15 protein-coding genes are annotated in these 14979 nt (G+C 69.5%); 13 read left to right on the top strand and 2 right to left on the bottom strand.

Annotated features, from left to right (window positions below; all coding sequences use genetic code 11):
* Positions 1 to 73 precede the first annotated feature (73 nt).
* The 6 genes from ptsP (at position 74) to ASE75_RS14300 (ending at position 8101) form a co-directional block, all read left to right on the top strand.
* Complete coding sequence (ptsP, locus tag ASE75_RS14325) at positions 74 to 2350, top strand: phosphoenolpyruvate--protein phosphotransferase (RefSeq protein ID WP_055934790.1); 2277 nt, start codon at positions 74 to 76, stop codon at positions 2348 to 2350.
* 113 nt (positions 2351 to 2463) lie between these two features.
* Positions 2464 to 3414, top strand: a complete 951-nt coding sequence (locus ASE75_RS14320) for a helix-turn-helix domain-containing protein (RefSeq protein WP_082464016.1) — start codon at positions 2464 to 2466, stop codon at positions 3412 to 3414.
* Between the two features lie 134 nt (positions 3415 to 3548).
* Positions 3549 to 4475: a tetratricopeptide repeat protein gene (locus ASE75_RS14315; protein ID WP_055934786.1), complete on the top strand. Its 927-nt coding sequence runs from the start codon at positions 3549 to 3551 to the stop codon at positions 4473 to 4475.
* A gap of 39 nt (positions 4476 to 4514) precedes the next feature.
* Entirely contained in the window at positions 4515 to 5510 is a 996-nt protein-coding gene (tilS, locus tag ASE75_RS14310) for a tRNA lysidine(34) synthetase TilS (protein WP_055934784.1), read from the top strand.
* Between the two features lie 143 nt (positions 5511 to 5653).
* On the top strand, positions 5654 to 7609 hold the full coding sequence (ftsH, locus tag ASE75_RS14305) for an ATP-dependent zinc metalloprotease FtsH (RefSeq protein WP_055934782.1): 1956 nt from the start codon (positions 5654 to 5656) through the stop codon (positions 7607 to 7609).
* A 126-nt stretch (positions 7610 to 7735) separates the two neighbouring features.
* A complete protein-coding gene (locus tag ASE75_RS14300) occupies positions 7736 to 8101 on the top strand; it encodes a hypothetical protein (RefSeq protein ID WP_055934780.1) in 366 nt (121 codons plus the stop codon).
* A gap of 16 nt (positions 8102 to 8117) precedes the next feature.
* Here ASE75_RS14300 and ASE75_RS14295 read toward each other — a convergent pair whose 3' ends face one another.
* Entirely contained in the window at positions 8118 to 9212 is a 1095-nt protein-coding gene (locus ASE75_RS14295) for a DUF3667 domain-containing protein (RefSeq protein WP_055934778.1), read from the bottom strand.
* Positions 9213 to 9285: 73 nt separating this feature from the next.
* Here ASE75_RS14295 and ASE75_RS14290 point away from each other — a divergent pair, with 73 nt between their 5' ends.
* The 5 genes from ASE75_RS14290 to rsfS are packed head-to-tail and all read left to right on the top strand — an operon-like array spanning position 9286 to position 12133.
* Positions 9286 to 10542 (top strand): glutamate-5-semialdehyde dehydrogenase, encoded by a 1257-nt coding sequence (locus ASE75_RS14290; protein ID WP_055934776.1) that lies wholly within the window; start codon positions 9286 to 9288, stop codon positions 10540 to 10542.
* Positions 10543 to 10573: 31 nt separating this feature from the next.
* Positions 10574 to 10828 (top strand): CopG family ribbon-helix-helix protein, encoded by a 255-nt coding sequence (locus ASE75_RS14285; protein ID WP_055934774.1) that lies wholly within the window; start codon positions 10574 to 10576, stop codon positions 10826 to 10828.
* Positions 10825 to 11112, top strand: a complete 288-nt coding sequence (locus ASE75_RS14280; RefSeq protein WP_055934772.1) for a type II toxin-antitoxin system RelE/ParE family toxin — start codon at positions 10825 to 10827, stop codon at positions 11110 to 11112. The genes ASE75_RS14285 and ASE75_RS14280 overlap by 4 nt, the downstream gene beginning before the upstream one ends.
* Positions 11109 to 11720 carry a nicotinate-nucleotide adenylyltransferase gene (locus tag ASE75_RS14275; RefSeq protein WP_055934770.1) on the top strand — a complete coding sequence of 204 codons (612 nt, stop codon included), beginning with the start codon at positions 11109 to 11111 and terminating at the stop codon, positions 11718 to 11720. Before ASE75_RS14280 ends, ASE75_RS14275 begins: the two co-directional genes overlap by 4 nt.
* An 8-nt stretch (positions 11721 to 11728) precedes the next feature.
* On the top strand, positions 11729 to 12133 hold the full coding sequence (gene rsfS, locus ASE75_RS14270) for a ribosome silencing factor (protein WP_055934768.1): 405 nt from the start codon (positions 11729 to 11731) through the stop codon (positions 12131 to 12133).
* A 52-nt stretch (positions 12134 to 12185) separates the two neighbouring features.
* On the opposite strand, the gene ASE75_RS14265 is transcribed toward rsfS, so the two are convergent.
* Positions 12186 to 13238 (bottom strand): glycosyltransferase family 2 protein, encoded by a 1053-nt coding sequence (locus tag ASE75_RS14265; protein WP_235512806.1) that lies wholly within the window; start codon positions 13236 to 13238, stop codon positions 12186 to 12188.
* 150 nt (positions 13239 to 13388) lie between these two features.
* Between ASE75_RS14265 and ASE75_RS14260 the strand changes: the two genes are divergently transcribed.
* Positions 13389 to 13811 carry a 23S rRNA (pseudouridine(1915)-N(3))-methyltransferase RlmH gene (locus ASE75_RS14260; RefSeq protein WP_055934764.1) on the top strand — a complete coding sequence of 141 codons (423 nt, stop codon included), beginning with the start codon at positions 13389 to 13391 and terminating at the stop codon, positions 13809 to 13811.
* Between the two features lies 1 nt (position 13812).
* Positions 13813 to 14979 carry a murein hydrolase activator EnvC family protein gene (locus ASE75_RS14255; protein WP_235512804.1) on the top strand — a complete coding sequence of 389 codons (1167 nt, stop codon included), beginning with the start codon at positions 13813 to 13815 and terminating at the stop codon, positions 14977 to 14979.

Genomic DNA, 14979 nt, shown 5'->3' with positions numbered 1-14979 from the left:
GCTGCATTCATCAGTTTGTACACCCGGCAATTGCGGCATGGCACCGGCGCGGTCGATCTGATAGCCACAGGCCATGCCCGTTTCGGCCGTCGCCTCCGCCCGCGAAATCCTTGTCCGCCTGCATGACGTAATGGCGGCCCGTACCCCTGCGCAGGCGAAGCTGAACAGCGTCGTCGGCATCATCGCCGAGGCGATCGGCAGCGAGGTCTGCTCGATCTACCTGCTGCGCGAAGGCGTGCTGGAACTGTTCGCCACGCGCGGCCTGTCGCAGGAGGCGGTCCACGTCACCAAGCTGGCACCGGGCGAGGGGCTGATCGGCACGATCGCGCAGAATGTCGAGGTGCTGAACCTGGACGAAGCCGCCAGCCATCCCGATTTCGCCTACAAGCCCGAAACCGGCGAGGACAAGTTCCACAGCTTCGCCGGCGTGCCGATCATTCGCCGCGAACGCGCGGTGGGCGTGCTGGCGGTCCAGCATGGCGACGTCCGCCGCTATGCCGATGTCGAGATCGAGGCGTTGCAGACGGTTGCGATGGTGCTGAGCGAACTGATCGCCAACGCCGGACTGATCGACGAGGCGTCGGGCGGCGGCACCGACCGGATCCAGACGACCGCGCCGATGCGGATTGCGGGCCTGAAGCTGGTCGACGGGATGGCGTCGGGCTGCGCGGTCTATCACCAGCCGCGAATCACCATCGAACACACCGTTGCCGAGGATACCGAGGCGGAGCGCCACCGCGTCTATGCCGCGTTCGACAAGATGCGCGCGCAGATCGACGGCATCGCGCGCGAGGCGGAGTTCGGCGTCGGCGGCGAACACGTCGAGGTCATCGCGACCTACAAGATGTTCGCCTATGACGAGGGCTGGGCGCGGCGGATCAACGAGGCGATCGACAGCGGCCTGACGGCCGAGGCGGCGATCGAGCGGGTGCAGCAGCGCACGCGGCAACGGATGCGGCAGATCGACGATCCGCTGCTCGCCGATAGGATGCACGACCTGGAGGACCTGTCCAACCGGCTGCTGCGGATCGTGTCGGGTCAGATGGGGACGGCGGCGCAACTGGGGCTGCGGCAGGATACGATCCTGATCGCGCGCAACCTGGGGCCGGCCGAATTGCTGGAATATGACCGGCGGCGGCTGAAGGGGGTGATCCTGGAGGAAGGGTCGCTGACCGCGCATGTCACCATCGTCGCCCGCGCCATGGGCGTGCCGGTGCTGGGGCGCGTGCGCGACGTGCGCCGGCTGATCGGCGAGGGCGACATGCTGTTGCTCGACGTGACCGGGGCCAACGTCTTCGCGCGGCCGTCGGCGGCGATGGAGGAGGCGTTCGGCGCGAAACTGGTCCTGCGGCAGAAGCGCAAGGCGGCGTTTGCCGCGCTGCGCGATGTGCCGCCGGTTACGACCGACGGTCACCGGGTGACGGTGATGGTCAATGCCGGGCTGCGCGACGACGTGGCGGCGCTGGACCTGACCGGCGCGGACGGGATCGGTTTGTTCCGCACCGAGTTCCAGTTTCTGGTGTCGGCGACCCTGCCGCAGCGCGAGCGCCAGCAGCGATTGTACAAGGAGGTGCTGGACGGTGCCGGCGACCGCCCGGTCATCTTCCGCACGATCGACATCGGCGGCGACAAGGCGCTCCCCTATCTGAAGGACGACGAGGGCGACGAGGAAAACCCGGCGATGGGCTGGCGCGCGCTCCGCCTGTCGCTTGAGCGCGACGGCCTGATGAAGGTACAGGCGCGCGCGCTGCTGGAGGCGGCGGCGGGGCGCACGCTGAACGTGATGTTCCCGATGGTCAGCGAACCGTGGGAGTTCGACGAGGCCCGGGCGCTGTTCGAGGCGCAGCGCGCCTGGGTCGCCGGGCGCGGCCGCCGGTTGCCGACCGAGATCCGCTACGGCGCGATGCTGGAGGTGCCGGCGCTGGCCGAACAACTCGACATGCTGCTACCGCGGCTCGATTTCCTGTCGGTCGGCACCAACGACCTGACCCAGTTCCTGTTCGCGGCCGATCGCGCCAATCCGAAGCTCGCCGAACGCTATGACTGGCTCAGCCCGTCGATCCTGCGCTTCCTGAAACGGGTGGCCGGGCAGGCGAAGGCGGCGGGCGTGCCGATCGCGGTGTGCGGCGAAATGGGCGGCCGCCCGCTGGAGGCGATGGCGCTGATCGGCATCGGTATCGACCGCCTGTCGATCACCCCGGCGGCGGTCGGGCCGATCAAGGCGATGGTCCGATCGCTCGATCACGCCGCGATCGTTGCGGAAACGGAACGGTTGCTGGCGCTGGCCCCGCGCACCGTGCGCGGCGACCTGCTCGACTGGGCGGCGGCGCAGGGCGTCGAACTGGCCTGAGCGGCAGACCAATCCATGTTGGCCTGCGTTGACTTGGGCCGGGTGGTCTGAGAGACGGTGTACGGACCTGACAGGGGGTGCGACCGTCGTGCCCCGCGATGCCGGAGACAATGATGACCGAGGGTGACGCCGGCACGAGCGGTGCGGCCGCTGGCAAGGCGGGCGACATCCTGCGCACGGCGCGCGAGGCCCACGGCCTCAGTCTGGCCGATGTGGCGGCGCGGACGCGCATCCCGCTGCGGCATCTGGAGGCGATCGAGCTGTCGCAATATGCCGGCCTGCCCTCGCCGACTTATGCGGTCGGTTTTGCCAAGGCCTATGCCCGCGCGGTCGGTATCGACGAGGTCGCGGCGGCGCAGGCGGTCCGGACCGAGGTCGACCGGATCGGGCCGCGCACGCCGGAGTTCACGCCCTATGAGGTGGCCGATCCGTCACGCGTCCCCTCGCGCGGGGTGACGCTGACCGCGCTTGGCATTGCGCTGGCGGTGCTGGTGCTGGTCGGCCTGTGGTATGCGACCGACCTGTTGCGCGGCGGTACGCCGGGCAGCGTGCCGGTGACCGAAACCCCGCCTGCCACCGTTGTCGCGGCGGTGCCGGTGGCGACGCCGTCGGCCAGCGGCGGCCAGGTCCGGCTGGCCGCGACCGACGAGGTCTGGATGCGGGTCTACGACGCCGACGGCGAGACGCTGTACATGGACACGATGAAGCCGGGGCAGGCATTCGACGTGCCGGCCGGTGCAAACAACCCGATGATCAACGTCGGCCGTCCCGACAAGCTGACCATCACGCTGAACGGGTCGGCCGTACCCCCGCTGGGTGACGGCAGCCGGGCGATCAAGGATGTGCGGATCGGGGCCGAGGCGCTGGCCGCGCGGCTGAACGGGACGACGCCCGCCGCGACGCCATCGCCTGCGGCCCCGTCGCGGGCGACCGGATCCCGGACCGAGCGTCGGGTGACGTCGCGTCGCGAGCGACCAGCCAGCGTGACGACCCAGGCCGATGAAACCGCACAGGCCAATCGCGCCGTACAGCCGGCGGCGACCGGCAACAGCAGTGCGCCCTGAGTCCATGGTGTTCTAGGCTCCTTGGCGGCCTGACGTTTCGGCGCGCGGGGCCGCCGAATGCTTAACGCTGGCGACACCATGGGTGGTTCCGCTATGCTGGTCCCGTCCATCGAACCATATCGGGGTGTGTGCCTGTGAAGACGTTCCTGATCGCTCTGCTGGCCTCGGCCGCGATGATGCCGGCGGCCGCACAGGCGCAATCGGTTGAGGGACGCGTCGGCAAGCTGGAAAGCGAAATGCGCGCGGTTCAGCGCAAGGTCTTCCCAAACGGCGGCGGTCAACTGGTCCTGCCGGATATCGTCGCGACCCCGACCCCCGCCGGCCCCGGTCCGGGCGTGCCCGCGACCAGTGCGGTGACCGACCTGACGCAGCGCGTGTCCTCGCTGGAGCAGCAGCTGGCGACGATGACCGGGCAGATCGAACAGAACCAGTTCCGCGCCCGGCAGATCGAGGAATCCTTTGCCGCCTACAAGCGTGCCACCGACGAGCGGCTGAAGGCGCTGGAGGGGGCGGCCCGTCCGGCCCCGACCGCGGCCGAGGCCGGCGACACCAGCGATTCGGACGTGTCCGACGATACCTCGCCGGCACGACCCGTCGCCAGGCCGACGACGACACCCGCCTCCACCGCCGGCCCCGGTGCGGTCGCGGGCATCGAGAAGCCGTCGACCGGCGATGCGGGCGAGGACGAATATATGTACGGATACCGCCTGTGGGCGGCCAAGAAATATCCGCAGGCCGAGGCGCAGCTGAAATCGGTCGTCGCCAAATATCCCAAGCACAAGCGCGCCAGCTATGCCCAGAACCTGCTGGGTCGCGCCTATCTGGATGAGGGCAAGCCGTCGCTCGCCTCGATCGCGTTCTACGACAATTACAAGAAGATGCCCGATGGCGAACGCGCGCCCGACAGCCTGTTGTTTCTCGGCCAGGCGCTGACGAAGCTGAACAAGCCGGCGGACGCGTGCAAGGTCTATACCGAGCTGACCGACGTCTATGGTGCGAAGATCGGGCCGGCGATGAAGGCGGATATCGCCAAGGGGCGCACGGCCGCGAAATGTTCGTGACGCGCCTGCGGGCGTAAGGCCAGCCACGATGAGACGGTCATGGTAACGAAACCGCGCGTCGTGCCGGTACGCAGCGATGCCGACCGGTTCGCGGCGGATCTGGCGCGGGCCGGCGGGGATCCGGCCGCGCCGCTGGCGCTTGCCGTGTCGGGCGGGGCCGACAGCATGGCGATGCTGGCGCTGGCGGCGGAGGCGATGCCGGGTCTGGTGCTGGCGGCGACGGTCGATCACGGCCTGCGCGCCGATGCCGCGGCGGAGGCGGCGATGGTCGCCGAAATGTGCGCCGCGCTGGACGTGCGCCATGCGACATTGCGTCCGACGACGCCGATCGCCGGGGCCAGCATCCAGGCGCAGGCGCGAACCGCGCGTTACGACCTGCTGGCGGGCTGGGCGCAGGCGGCGGGGGCGGCGCAACTGGCGACCGGGCATCATGCCGACGATCAGGCGGAGACGTTCCTGATGCGTGCCGCGCGCGGGTGCGGCCTGTCGGGACTGGCCGGGGTGCGGCCGGTGACGCAGATCGCCGGGATCCGCGTCGTCCGTCCGCTGCTGGACTGGCGGCGTGCGGAGTTGCGCGCGATCGTCCGCCGCCGCGAACTGGCGTTCGTCGACGACCCAAGCAATGCCGACGACCGCCACGACCGCACCCGCTATCGCCGGCTGCTGCACGATCACGAATGGCTCGACGCGGCCGGCATCGCCCGGTCGGGCACCTATCTGGCGGAGGCGGATGCCGACATGCGCGCGGTCGTCGACTGGCTCTGGCGTGCGCGCGCCGTGATTGCGGACGGCGAGGCGTGGGTCGATGTCACCGACCTGCCGCGCGAGGTCTGCCGCCGGCTTGCGCGGCGGGCGATCGGCGAGGTTCGCGATGCCATCGGCGTCACGCGCCCCGACTGGTCGGAGGGCGCGAACATCGAATCGCTGCTCGATGCGCTGACCGATGGACGGCGCGCGACCCAGGCGGGGATCGTGGCGTCGGTGCGCGCCGGGCGCTGGCGCTTTCGCGTGGCTCCGCCGCGTCGGACGGGCTGATGAGTCTCCTTAGAAATGCGCTCGCGCGTGTTTGATGTCGCCGGCGCGTTTCCAAACGGGCTTCGATCGCGGCAAAGCGCATCTTGTTCCATTGCCATTAACCCCGGCGCGCTTATCTTGGGATCGAAAGGTACGCGCGACCCATGAACGACAATGAGAAGCAGCCGGAAAGCGGCGGTCCCAACCCCTGGATGAAGAGCCTGCTCGTCTGGGTGGCGATCCTGGTGACGCTGGCCTTGTTCGTGACGTTGATCGACGGGCGATCGGCAAGCACGGCCAGCAACACGCTGCCCTACTCGGCGTTTCTCGACAAGGTCGACGAAGGCACCGTGAAGGACGTCAGCATCTCGCGCGACGTCATCACCGGCACGCTGAGCAATGGCGAGGCGATCCGCGTCTATCCGATCCAGGATTCGACGCTGGTGCCCAAGCTGCGTGAAAAGGGCGTGACGATCTCGGCCAAGCCCGAGGACGGCGCACCGATCTGGCAGTATCTGCTGATGCAGGCGCTGCCGTTCCTGCTGTTCATGGGTATCGCGTTCTTCGTCCTGAAGCAGATGCAGAAGAACTCCGGTTCGGGCGCGATGGGTTTCGGCAAGAGCCGTGCGAAGATGCTGACGCAGAAGGAGGGCCGCGTGACCTTCGACGACGTCGCCGGCATCGACGAGGCGCGCGAGGAGCTGGAGGAAATCGTCGAGTTCCTGAAGGATCCGACGAAATTCGCCCGCCTTGGCGGCAAGATCCCGAAGGGCGCGCTGCTGGTCGGGTCGCCCGGTACCGGCAAGACGCTGCTCGCCCGCGCGATCGCGGGTGAGGCGGGCGTCCCTTTCTTCACGATTTCCGGGTCGGACTTTGTCGAGATGTTCGTCGGCGTCGGCGCAAGCCGCGTCCGCGACATGTTCGAGCAGGCGAAGAAGTCGGCACCGTGCATCGTCTTCATCGACGAGATCGACGCGGTCGGTCGCCATCGTGGTGCCGGGCTGGGCAATGGCAATGACGAGCGCGAACAGACGCTGAACCAGCTGCTGGTCGAGATGGACGGGTTCGAGGCGAACGAGGGCATCATCATCATCGCCGCGACCAACCGCCCCGACGTGCTCGACCCCGCGCTGCTGCGGCCGGGCCGCTTCGATCGCCAGGTCGTCGTGCCCCGCCCGGATATCGAGGGGCGGATCAAGATCCTCGAAGTCCACATGAAGAAGGTGCCGCTGGCGCCCGACGTCGATGCCCGCGTCATCGCGCGCGGCACGCCGGGCTTCTCGGGTGCCGACCTCGCCAACCTCGTCAACGAAGCCGCGCTGCACGCGGCGCGCAAGGGCAAGCGGCTGGTCGCGATGGCCGAGTTCGAGGAAGCCAAGGACAAGGTCATGATGGGCGCGGAGCGTCGCAGCATGGTGATGACCGACGACGAGAAGCGGATGACCGCCTATCACGAAGCGGGCCATGCCGTGGTCGCAATGCACGAGCCGGCGTCGGACCCGATCCACAAGGCGACGATCATTCCGCGCGGTCGCGCGCTGGGCATGGTCATGCGCCTGCCGGAACGCGATTCGTACAGCTATCACCGCGACAAGATGTACGCGAACCTTGCCGTGTCGATGGGCGGGCGCGTCGCCGAGGAAGTGATCTTCGGCTATGACAAGGTGTCGAGCGGCGCGAGCGGCGACATCCAGTATGCGACCGGTCTGGCCCGCGACATGGTCACCCGCTGGGGCATGTCCGACGCGGTCGGCCCGCTGGAATATGGCGAGCCGGAGGGGGAGAGCTTCCTTGGCTATTCCTCCAGTCGCCCGGCGCGCATGTCGAACCAGACCGCGCAACTGATCGACGACGAGATCAAGCGGATCGTCGAGGGCGGGCTGGAACGCGCCAAGCATGTGCTGGGCGAGCATATCGACCAGCTGCACACGGTCGCCGGTGCGCTGCTCGAATATGAGACGCTGACCGGCGACGAGATCAAGCGCCTGATCGCGGGTGAGGATCTCGACCGGCAGGACAAGGGCAAGATGACGGTGAACGTGCCGCGTGCCGGCACATCGATCCCCAAGACGCGGCGGCCCGGCGGCCCGTTCGGTGCGCCGAGTCCGCTCGGTGCCTGACGCCATCGGACCGGTGGTCCACGCGGCGCGGATGGTTCGTCCATCCGCGCCGTTTTTGCATCTGGCGACCTTGGGTGGGGTCGTATACCATCGCTCCGCGACCCTTCCGGTCGACGGAGTGGCGGCATGAAGACAATCCTGATGGCGGTGGCGCTGACCGTCACGCTCGCCAGTCCCGCCAACGCGGCGATGGACGTGAACACCTTCCTGACCAAGGTCGCGGCGCTCAAGGCGAAGGGCATGCGCGCGCTGTTTTCATCCGATATCGGCCTGTTGAAGCGCGAGGCCGGCGCGGCGGTGACCCAGATCGACGCGGAAAAGAAGGCGCGGGCCAAGGCCGGCCAGCCGCCGCTCTATTGCTCGCCCGAGGGTAAGAAGATGTCGTCGGACGAAATGATCGCCGGCCTGCAGGAAATTCCGGCGGCGCAGCGCGGCATGTCGCTGAAGGACGGTTTCCTGCGGGTCATCGCCCGGCGCAATCCCTGTCCCTGATGTCGCGTTGCACGGCTCAGTGCGACACCCCCATCGCGACAAGGCCGGCGACGAACAGGGTGAGTACGACCGCGGCGAACACGAGCAGGCACACCGTCCGCCACAACGCGGACGGCCGTGACAGGCCATAGGCACCGCGCAGCTGGGCGAACAGATGGACCGGCGGGGCCAGCCAGAAGATCGTCCAGATCAGCCCGGTGGCGATGCCGATCGCCAGTCCGACCTCCAGCATGATCGCGAGCAGGGACATGAAGCTGATCGAATAGGTCACGAAAATCGCGTGGTCGTACAGGTGGAATCGGCGCCGCCACGCGAACAGCAAGGCGACGAAGGGCGTCGACAGCAGGATCAGCGCCCAGCTGTATTTATAGGCGCTCGATTGGACCTTGTAGGCCACGAGGCCGGGATTGGTCTGCATCTGGACGATGGCACGGTCGAGCCATGGCCAGCCGGTTCGGACGGGATGGCGCGCGCGATCGGCGTCGAGTTCGGCCCGACTTCCGGCCAGCGCCTCCACGTTGCGCCGCGTGACTGTGATGGCCTGGTCGATGTCGGTGGTTGGCGTTCGCGCCGCGACCGCGATCGCGCGTTGTTTCTCCAGCGCCGCGATCCGGGTTTCGCCGCGCGCCAGCCCTTCCGCCATTTCGGCGCGCGTTCCGTCCATCAGCGCCCGCATCCCTTCGCCAAGGTCGCCGGGGCCGAGTGCGCCGAACAAGGCGAATGTCAGGAACACCGTGAACAGGAACAGCGCCAGCGGCGACACGAACCGGGCACGCTCGCCGGCGATGTAGCGGCGGGTCAGCGCACCGGGGTGACGCACCAGCATCGGCAGGGTGCGCCAGATCCGGCCTTCGAAATGGAACACGCCGTGCAGCAGGTCGTGGCCGATCGCGCCCAGCGTTCGGTGGACATGGCCTGACTGCCCGCAGGCATGGCAGTGCGGACCGATCAGTCGCGTGCCGCAGTTCAGGCACAACGCCCCCGCCGCGTCCTGCGCCCCCGCCACATTCTGCGCCCCTACATGCGCCATGCCGCGCGCATGCGGGTCCAGCGTGCCGGCCAGCAACGCCCCCGTGATGATGCCGCCAGCGGCGTCGATGTCCCCCGTCATGGCGGCGACCCTATCAGCGCGAATCATCAGGCGCGAGTGGCTTTGGCGCGGGACCGCCTGTATCGTTACGCCCATGACCGATACCCCGACCACCCTGATCGCCCGCATGGGCCGTGCCGCGCGAACCACCGCACAGACGCTGTCCGCATCGCCGACCGCGACCAAAGCCAGTGCGCTTCGTGCGGCGGCTGCGATGCTGCGCGACGACTCCGCGCTGATCCTTGAAGCCAATGCCGGCGACATGGCGCAGGCGACCGCCAATGGCCTATCGGGCGCGATGCTCGACCGGCTGCGGCTGGACGAAGCGCGCGTGGCGGCGATGGCGGCCGGCGTCGAGGCGGTGGCCGGGCTGGCCGATCCGGTCGGGCAGGTGATCGACGCCAGCGAGCGGCCGAATGGGTTGCGGCTGTCGCGTGTCCGCGTGCCGATCGGCGTCATCGGCATCGTCTATGAAAGCCGGCCCAACGTCACCGCCGATGCCGCCGCGCTGTGCGTCATGGCGGGCAACGCCGCGATCCTGCGCGGCGGGTCGGAAGCGGTGCACAGCAACCGGGCGATCCATGCCGCCTTTGTCCGCGGACTGGCGGCGGCGGGGTTGCCCGAGGCGGCGGTGCAACTGGTGCCGACGACGGACCGGGCGGCGGTCGGCGCGATGCTGGCGGCGGACGGCGCGATCGACCTCATCATCCCGCGCGGCGGCAAGAGTCTGGTCGCGCGCGTTCAGGCGGAGGCGCGGGTGCCGGTGCTGGCGCATCTGGACGGGATCAACCACGTCTATGTCGATGCGTCGGCCGACCCGGCGATGGCGCGGGCCGTGGTGTGCGACGCCAAGATGCGCCGCACCGGCGTGTGCGGCGCGATGGAGACGTTGCTGATCGACGCTGCCTATCCCGACACCGCGGCGCTGGTGCGGGCACTGGCGGCGACGGGCTGTCATGTGCTGGGCGACGGACGTATCTGCGCGCTGGTGCCCGGCACCGAGCCGGCGGATGAGGCCGACTGGGACACCGAATATCTCGACGCGATCGCCTCGGTCGCGCTGGTCGACGGGGTCGAGGGGGCGATCGCGCATATCGCCGCCCACGGATCGCACCATACCGACGCGATCGTCGCCGCCGACGAAGCCGTCGCCGAACGGTTCCTGGCCGCCGTCGACAGCGCGATCGTGCTGTGGAACGCCTCCACCCAGTTCGCCGATGGCGGCGAGTTCGGGCTGGGCGCGGAAATCGGCATCGCCACCGGCCGGCTGCACGCGCGCGGGCCGGTCGCGCTGGAGGGGCTGACGACCTACAAATGGATCGGTCGCGGAACCGGGCAGGTGCGGGGTTGATGCCGGTGGGCGAGGGGCATAGGATCGGGCGATGAACGCGCGCACGTCGATCACGACGGATCTTGATGCGGACACGCTGGCGCTGGTCGAGCGGTTGGCGTTGGAGCGCGGCATGACGAGTCCGCAGTTTGCCGCCGAGGCGATCCGCCGCATAGCCGAAAGCGAAAGCGATTATCGCGCCTTCATCCAGGCGGGGGAGGCCGATATCGCGGCCGGCCGGGTGTACACGCAGGATCAGGTCGAGGCGATGTTTCTGGGCGAAGGGATACGGCGTGATGCCGCATGAACCGTGTCCTGTGGTCGCAATCCGCGACGGACGATCTTGCCGCCATTCGTGATTATCTGTCGGATATTGATCCGGCGCTGGCGCAGGGCGTCCTGCAAACCATTATTCGATCCACGGGCCTGATACAGGACTATCCAGCGATGGGCACGCCACTCTCCTATCGGTCGTGGCGCAAGTGGCGCGTTCGCGGCACCCCCTATATCCTGATCTATGAATCGACACCGCCGGGTATCGCGATTGCCCGCGTTCGCCACGAACGCGAGGACTGGTTTCTGCTGCCATGACCCGCATCGGCCTGCTTGGTGGATCGTTCAATCCCGCGCATCGGGGGCATCGCCGGATCACGCTGGGGGCGATCCGCGCGCTGGCGCTGGACGAGGCATGGTGGCTGGTGTCACCCGGCAACCCGTTGAAGGATGCCGCGACCGACATGGCGCCGATCGCGGCGCGGCTCGCGTCGGCGCGCAGGGTCGCCGCCCATGCGCCGATCCGCGCGACCGATATCGAGACGCGGCTGGGCACGCGCTATACCCGCGACACGATCCGCGCGCTGAAGCGGCGCTATCCGAAAACGCGGTTCGTCTGGATCATGGGCGCGGACAATCTGGCGCAGTTTCACAGCTGGCGCGACTGGCGCGGGATCGCGCGTGAGGTTCCGATTGCGGTCGTTGCGCGTCCGGGCTATGAAGGCAACGCCCTTGCAGGTCCTGCGATGGGTTGGTTGCGGCGTTTTCGACGGCCCGCGACCAGCGCGAAGGACTGGACGACGTGGGAGTTGCCGGCGCTGGTGCTGTTGCGGTTCCGACCCGACCCGACATCCGCCACCCGCTTGCGGGCGGCCGATCCCGACTGGCACCGTCGAGCCGCCGCACCCCCGTTTGATGAAGTTTAGGAGTTCTCTTGGCCGTTCCCTCTACCGCCCCGCGCGCATCCGACCCGCAAGAGGTCGAGGCGCTGCACCGGCTGATCCTCGCATCGCTCGACGACGATCAGGCGGTCGACACGATCACGATCCCGCTGGAGGGCAAGTCGTCGATCGCTGACCACATGGTCATCGCCAGCGGCCGGTCGACGCGGCAGGTCGCGTCGATGGCGGCCAAGCTGGCGGAAAAGATCAAGGGCGAACTCGGCCGCCTGACCCGGATCGAGGGCCTGCCGACCGCCGACTGGGTGCTCATCGACGCGGGTGACGTGATCGTTCACCTGTTCCGTCCCGAAGTGCGCAGTTTCTACAATCTGGAACGCATGTGGGCGTTCGGCGACGCGCCGACCCCGCCGGCGATGCCCAACGCCTACGGCGAGTGATCGGCCGGTCCCGTGCCGGCCGGTTGGCCGCGCGGGACTGATCGGGCGACGGCTAGGCGGACCCCAGCATCGCCAGCTGCGATCGCAGCAACGCCAGATTATGCGCCGCCAAATGGCTTCCGCGTCCCTGCACGCTGCCCTCCAGATCCGGACGCTCGCCGATCGCGAGACAGCGTTCCCACGCCGATCCGGCCAGCGGCAGCCATTGCCCGACCGCCCGCGACGGATCGGCCATCGCGCGTTCCAGCAGCAGGTCGCCCAGCACGAAGAAGAAATCCGGCGACTCCGCCCATACCGGCATCTCCGCCTCGGCCAGCGTCAGCGCGGCGTCGATCCGCCCGGCCTCGCCCAGACAGTGCAGATACCGGACGACCAGTTCGTGTCGCCAGTTCGCGGCCGGCGGCGTCAGCGCCAGCGCGGTGGCGTACCGGTCGCACGCGGTCGCGTGATCGTGGCGGCTCTCCGCATCCGTGCCGAGTTGATAGTGGAGATACGGATCGTCGGGCCGCTCGCCGAGTTCGCGTAGCAGGAGCGGGGCGTTGCGGCCGATCTTGCCCGCCATCTGCGTGTCGAAATAGCCGTCATGGCCGATGTGCAGGTCGATCCGCGCGCGGGGCAGGGGGGAGACGGGCTGTTCGTGGACGCGGCCCCGATAGCGGACGCCGCGCGGCAGCAGGCGGGTGATCCAGCTGCGGTTCGACGCGGGCGGCGCACCGGTGGCGACTGCGCCGACCGGATCATAGCCGCTGTGGATACACACGGTGCCAAGGCGGGGCGGGGCCGAACACCAGGGCCGCAGGTGTTCGCCACCCGATTCGATCCATTCGTCGGCGTCGAGAATCATTGCCCAGTCGGCGTCGGCGAGATCGAGCGCCCGGTTGCGCGCGGCCGAAAAATCGTGCGTCCAGTCGGTGTGATGCACCAACGCCCCGCAGGCGGCGGCCAGCGCGGGCGTGTCGTCGGACGATCCGGTGTCGAGCACGACGATCCGGTCGACCCAGGGGCGGACGCTGTCCAGACAGCGGACGATGCAGCGGGCCTCGTCCCGCACGATCAGCACGGCCGCCAACCCGCCCTGGGGCATGGCATCACGGCTGGTCGTCACGGTCGGCGCGGTCGGGCGGGGGTCATGCCGACGGGTATCGCGGTCATGCTGCCAACAAATCGTTAACCATGGCGGTGATTGGTCGTAGCGCGCACGTCGCTCGCGCGGCTAGGGTCCGGCAGACGTTCCTTTCTCCATCCCGGACCATTCATGCTCCTGCACATCGTCGCGCGTGGCCGGATCGGTCGATCGCCTGAGGCCGATCTGGTCGATCGCTATCTGAAGCGGATCGTCTGGCCGACGCGCGTCACCGAACTGCCCGACACCGGTGGCCGCGTGCCGGACATGATGCCGCAGACGAAACGCATCCTGCTGGACGAAAAGGGCGAGGTGCTGGCATCGACGGCGTTCGCGCAGAAACTGGGGCGGTGGCGCGACGACGGGGTGCGCGAATGCCGGTTCGAGATCGGCGCGGCCGACGGGTTCGACGACGCCGCGCGCGGGGAGGCCGACTTGCTGGTTTCCTTCGGCCGCGCGACCTGGCCGCACATGCTGGCGCGGGCGATGCTGGCCGAGCAGCTGTTCCGCGCGACCGCCATCCTCGCCAACCATCCCTATCACCGCGAAGGGTGAGGTGACGCGCGGTGTCCTGCTGGCGGTGACGGCGGCGGTGCTGCTGACCGCGAACGCCGCCGCGCAAGCGCCGACGCTGGCCGATCAGCAGGCGCGGCTGACGGAGGCGCGCCGGGCCGCGAACGCCGCCACCGCCCGCGCCGCCGCGTTGACGCAGGCCGCGCGGCGCGAACGCACGGCGGCGGGCCGCGCCCAGGCCGAGGAACGCGCGCTGGCCGGTCAGGTCGCCGCCGCACAGGCGCGCGTGGCGGCGGCGGCGGCGCGGGCGGCGATGGTCGACCGGCTGCTGGCCGATCGTCGCGCCGGGCTGGGACAGGGACAGGCGCCGGTCGCGCGGCTGCTCGCGGCGTTACAATCGCTGGCGCGCCGGCCGGCCGTGGCCGCGATCGTCCAGCCGGGTTCGGTCGACGATCTGGTGCATGTGCGGGCGGTGCTGGGCGGCGTGCTGCCGGTGGTCCGCGCGCGCACCGCCCAGCTGCGCGGCGAGGTCGCGCGGATCGAGCGGCTGCACGCCGCCGCCGCCGCCGCCGCCGCCACGCTGCGCCGCCGCCGGGCGCGGCTGGAGGCGGATCGGCTGGCGCTGGCGCGGACCGAGGCGGCGCACCGGCAAAGCGCCGAGCGGCTGGGGCGCGGGGCGATGAGCGAATCCGACCGTGCGCTGGCGATGGGGGAGCGCGCCCGCGACCTGGTCGATGCGCTGGCCCTGACCGGCAGCCAGAGCGCGACCGCCGCCGACCTCGTGCGCCTGCCCGGGCCGATTCCGCGCCCGTTGCGCGCCGGCACCGTGCCGCCGCCGATGCCGCCGGCCGCCTATCGCCTGCCCGTCGCCGGGCGGCTGGTGACCGGGCTGGACGAAGTGTCGGCGGCCGGAGTGCGGGCGCGCGGCCTGAGTTTCGCGGTGGCACCGGGCGCGCGCGTCGTCGCGCCGGCGGGGGGCGTGGTGCGCTTTGCCCGCACGTTTCGCGGCTATGGCGTGATCGTCGTGATCGACCATGGCGATGGCTGGACGACCTTGCTCACCGGCCTGTCGCGCGCGTCGGTGGAGTCGGGGCAGGCGGTGACGGCGGGGGCGGCCGTCGGGCTGGCCGCGACCGGCGACGATCCACAGGTGACGGTCGAGCTGCGCCGGCGCGGTCGCCCGGTCGATATCGTCGCGCTGCTTGGGTGA

It is taken from the genome of Sphingomonas sp. Leaf17, assembly GCF_001421505.1.
Lineage (GTDB): Bacteria > Pseudomonadota > Alphaproteobacteria > Sphingomonadales > Sphingomonadaceae > Sphingomonas.
Note: the sequence above shows the minus strand (reverse complement) of the source record. Positions and strands in the feature narration are given on the sequence as shown.

Excerpts from the sequence above, each read along its gene's own strand:
- ptsP (WP_055934790.1), top strand. The coding sequence starts at position 74 with ATGCCCGTTTCGGCCGTCGCCTCCGCCCGCGAAATCCTTGTCCGCCTG.
- ASE75_RS14260 (WP_055934764.1), top strand. The coding sequence starts at position 13,389 with ATGCTCCTGCACATCGTCGCGCGTGGCCGGATCGGTCGATCGCCTGAG.
- ASE75_RS14285 (WP_055934774.1), top strand. The coding sequence starts at position 10,574 with ATGAACGCGCGCACGTCGATCACGACGGATCTTGATGCGGACACGCTG.
- ftsH (WP_055934782.1), top strand. The coding sequence starts at position 5,654 with ATGAACGACAATGAGAAGCAGCCGGAAAGCGGCGGTCCCAACCCCTGG.
- tilS (WP_055934784.1), top strand. The coding sequence starts at position 4,515 with ATGGTAACGAAACCGCGCGTCGTGCCGGTACGCAGCGATGCCGACCGG.
- ASE75_RS14290 (WP_055934776.1), top strand. The coding sequence starts at position 9,286 with ATGACCGATACCCCGACCACCCTGATCGCCCGCATGGGCCGTGCCGCG.
- ASE75_RS14300 (WP_055934780.1), top strand. The coding sequence starts at position 7,736 with ATGAAGACAATCCTGATGGCGGTGGCGCTGACCGTCACGCTCGCCAGT.
- ASE75_RS14275 (WP_055934770.1), top strand. The coding sequence starts at position 11,109 with ATGACCCGCATCGGCCTGCTTGGTGGATCGTTCAATCCCGCGCATCGG.
- ASE75_RS14295 (WP_055934778.1), bottom strand. The coding sequence starts at position 9,212 with ATGACGGGGGACATCGACGCCGCTGGCGGCATCATCACGGGGGCGTTG.
- ASE75_RS14280 (WP_055934772.1), top strand. The coding sequence starts at position 10,825 with ATGAACCGTGTCCTGTGGTCGCAATCCGCGACGGACGATCTTGCCGCC.
- ASE75_RS14320 (WP_082464016.1), top strand. The coding sequence starts at position 2,464 with ATGACCGAGGGTGACGCCGGCACGAGCGGTGCGGCCGCTGGCAAGGCG.